Below are 2,931 nucleotides of genomic sequence, written 5' to 3' on the forward strand. Positions count from 1 at the left end.
AGACGCCCTGGTGGGAACTCATGGCCGTCGCCGTCGAGCTCGCGAGCCCGGGCCTGGGCGTCATGCGCCCGGAGCGTGCCGCCTTCGCGGCCTGCCTGGAGGGCTACCTCGGGGCCGGCGGCACCCTCGGCCCGACCGACGAGACCGCGTTCACCGGCCAGCTCGCCGGGCGCCTCGGCTCCACCGCCTGGCAACTGTGGATGGCCTGCGGCCACCGCGGCGGCACCCCCGACCTGCACGCACGCCACGCCGTGGACCTCCGCGCCTCCATCACCGCCCTGCACGAGATGCTCGAAGCGGTCCCCACCTGGGCAACCTGGCTGCGCGGCTGAACCCCCGAAACCGTTCCCGAACACTCGCCGCCGATCCGCTGACCCTCGGGAGTGCCGAGCCCGAGCACTCGACGCTGCTCGATCCTCGCCCCGAGAACCGCTCACCCGCCAACTCGCGCCGAAACCTCGACGTCGGGGGCATGTCGGACTCCTGGGCAATAATCGGGCCAGGCGCCGCAGCGGCGCCGACCACCGAGCAGAGGAGACCTCTGATGACGAAGTTCCTGATCTCGTTCCCCAGCGAGGCGATGGTGTTCCCCGAGGAGGACTTCGAGGCGGTGTCCGCCGACTCGCACGCCGTCATCGAAGAGGCCAAGGCCGCCGGCGTCTACGTCTTCGGCGGCGGCATCGACGAGTCGGTCGCCCCGATCCTCGTGGCCGCCGACGGCACCTTCGCCGAGGGCGCCTACCCGCGCGGCACGGCCCCGAACGGCGGCTACACCGTCCTCGAACTGCCCACGCGCGAAGCGGCCGTCGAATGGGCCGCGAAGCTCGCCACCGCATGCCGCTGCTCCCAAGAGGTCCGCCAGTTCGGCTACGACCCGGCAAGCTGACGCGTTCGCGCTCAAGCGTTCCGGTGGTGCTCCAGAGTCCGCGTGAGTAGACGGACCAGCGTCGCCCGCTCCTCCTCCGCCAGCGGTGCGAGCAGTTCGTCCTGAGCCCTGCCGAGCACCTCGTCCAGGCGGTCCAGCTGCCGCGCGCCCGCCTCGGTGAGGGTCACGATGTTGCGCCGGCGATCGGCCGGGTCCGGCGTCCGCTCCACGAAGCCCAGGTCGGCGAGCTGGTTGACCGCGGCCACCACGTCGCTGCGGTCCATGTTGCTCCGGCGCCCCAGGTCGGCCTGGCTCGACCCGCCGAATTCGTCCAGTGTGGACAGAATGCGGTAGTGGTATCCCCGCGCCCCGACCTCCGCGAAGCCCTCGGACGACAACCGGTGCGCGTGCACGGCCAACTGGGTGACGAGCCAGGTCGGCTTTCCGGCCAGTCGCGCGGGAGTCTGCTCCATGTCGGCCACCATACAGTGTTGGCGATCCCAATGAACCGTTCTATAGTCGGCAAAGCCAATGTTGGCTCAACCAACGAAAAGGATCGATCATGGAAACCGCGAACCACCTGGAAGACCGCCTCGCGATCGCCGCCCTCTTCGCCCGCCTCGCCCACCTCCTCGACGACCAGGCCTTCGAAGGCGCCGCCGCCGTCTTCACCGAGGACGTGACCGCCCGCTCCCCCCGCGCCGAACTCCACGGCCGCGACGCCCTCGTGGACTTCATGCGCCGCTCCCGCGTCGAAGGCGAATTCACCCAGCACATGCACACCGACCCCCTGGTCGACCTCGAACCCGAAGGCGCCCAAGGCGACCAGCCCGCCGACCGCGCCAAGGCCTCCGTCAACTCCCTCGTGCGCTACTACCGCGAAGGCGAACCGCCCCACCGCACCAGCGGCCTGCGCCTCCAATACTTCGCCGTCCGCACCCCGCAGGGCTGGCGCTTCGCCGAAGGCCGCACCACCCTCCTCTGGACCCGCGAGGATTGACCCCCGGAGCTTCCCGCGAACCCCGACCCAAACCCCCCGACGCGACCGTACGGTGAGGCGGACCGGCCGAAACCGGACCGCGAACACCGACCCGAACCACCGCGGCCGGACCGCCCGGGCGCAGGCCCCGCGGCCCGGCCGCACCGTTGCTCGCCGCAACGGCACCAGCGGCCGCACCTGCCGGAACGCCGTGACCGGGCCGTGTCAGGTGCGTGTCAGGTCCCGAGCGGAAGGTGGTCGCATACCGAGGCGGCCGCGCGGCCGCCGCGCACCACCACACCAGGCCAGCGCGGTACACAGCACCAGGGGAGCAGCCATGACCACCTTCACCACACCCGGCCCGATCACCGCCACCGTCCAGGTCGCGGGCGCCCGCGTGCACCTCAACGCGACCGACCGCGCCGACACGGTCGTCACCGTCGCACCCGTCGACCCGACCAGTCGCACCGATCTCAAGGTGGCCGAGAAGACCAAGGTCGCCTTCACGGCCGGCCGCCTCTCGGTCAAGACCACCGCCTCGGGCGCGAAGCAGGGCTCGGTCGACATCACCATCGACCTGCCCGCCGACTCGGCCCTGGTCGCCTACCTCGCGAACTCCTCGATCCACGCCGCCGGCCCGCTCGGCGACTGCGAACTCCACACCGCCACCAGCCGGATAACACTCGCCCGCGTCGCCGCCCTCCAAGCCGACCTCGGCGCCGGAGCGCTCATCGTCGACCGCATTGACGGCGAAGCCCGCATCAACGGCGGGAAGGTCGCCGTCCGGATCGGCCACGCCGCCGCCGACCTCGAATTCAGCTGCGCCGGAGGCCGTCTCGACATCGACCGCGCCGACGCCTCCGTCACCGCCCAGGCCGGGGACGCTCCGATTCGTATCGGCCGCTTGACCAACGGCCACGCCAAGCTCTGGAACGGCGCCGGGAACATCGAACTGGGCATCGACCCGGCCTCTTCCGCCGACATCCGCACCGACAGCAAGAAAGGTTCGGTCACCAACTCCGCAGCCGCCTCCAGCGTCGCCACTAAGAGTTCCTAACTCTTTTGGAGGCGGCGCCAGCAGATGAGG

The 2,931-nt window shown here is 71.0% G+C and carries 5 protein-coding genes; 4 read left to right on the forward strand and 1 reads right to left on the reverse strand.

Annotation, left to right across the window (positions count from 1 at the left end; translation table 11 throughout):
- A partial coding sequence (locus tag E9998_RS25620) for a hypothetical protein (RefSeq protein ID WP_204745652.1) occupies positions 1-332 on the forward strand: 332 nt, incomplete at its 5' end.
- A 212-nt stretch (positions 333-544) separates the two neighbouring features.
- Entirely contained in the window at positions 545-886 is a 342-nt protein-coding gene (locus E9998_RS24935; protein ID WP_136532464.1) for a YciI family protein, read from the forward strand.
- An 11-nt stretch (positions 887-897) separates the two neighbouring features.
- Here E9998_RS24935 and E9998_RS24940 read toward each other — a convergent pair whose 3' ends face one another.
- Positions 898-1,338, reverse strand: a complete 441-nt coding sequence (locus E9998_RS24940) for a MarR family winged helix-turn-helix transcriptional regulator (protein ID WP_136532461.1) — start codon at positions 1,336-1,338, stop codon at positions 898-900.
- Between the two features lie 89 nt (positions 1,339-1,427).
- Between E9998_RS24940 and E9998_RS24945 the strand changes: the two genes are divergently transcribed.
- A complete protein-coding gene (locus tag E9998_RS24945; protein ID WP_136532462.1) occupies positions 1,428-1,865 on the forward strand; it encodes a nuclear transport factor 2 family protein in 438 nt (145 codons plus the stop codon).
- A 316-nt stretch (positions 1,866-2,181) separates the two neighbouring features.
- Positions 2,182-2,901, forward strand: a complete 720-nt coding sequence (locus tag E9998_RS24950) for a DUF4097 family beta strand repeat-containing protein (protein WP_136532463.1) — start codon at positions 2,182-2,184, stop codon at positions 2,899-2,901.
- Positions 2,902-2,931 lie beyond the last annotated feature (30 nt).

The organism is Glycomyces paridis (assembly GCF_004912155.1).
Lineage (GTDB): Bacteria > Actinomycetota > Actinomycetes > Mycobacteriales > Micromonosporaceae > Glycomyces > Glycomyces paridis.

Bases quoted from the DNA above. Each gene is read 5' to 3' on its own strand.
- E9998_RS24935 (WP_136532464.1), top strand. From the start codon at position 545: ATGACGAAGTTCCTGATCTCGTTCCCCAGCGAGGCGATGGTGTTCCCC.
- E9998_RS24940 (WP_136532461.1), bottom strand. From the start codon at position 1,338: ATGGAGCAGACTCCCGCGCGACTGGCCGGAAAGCCGACCTGGCTCGTC.
- E9998_RS24945 (WP_136532462.1), top strand. From the start codon at position 1,428: ATGGAAACCGCGAACCACCTGGAAGACCGCCTCGCGATCGCCGCCCTC.
- E9998_RS24950 (WP_136532463.1), top strand. From the start codon at position 2,182: ATGACCACCTTCACCACACCCGGCCCGATCACCGCCACCGTCCAGGTC.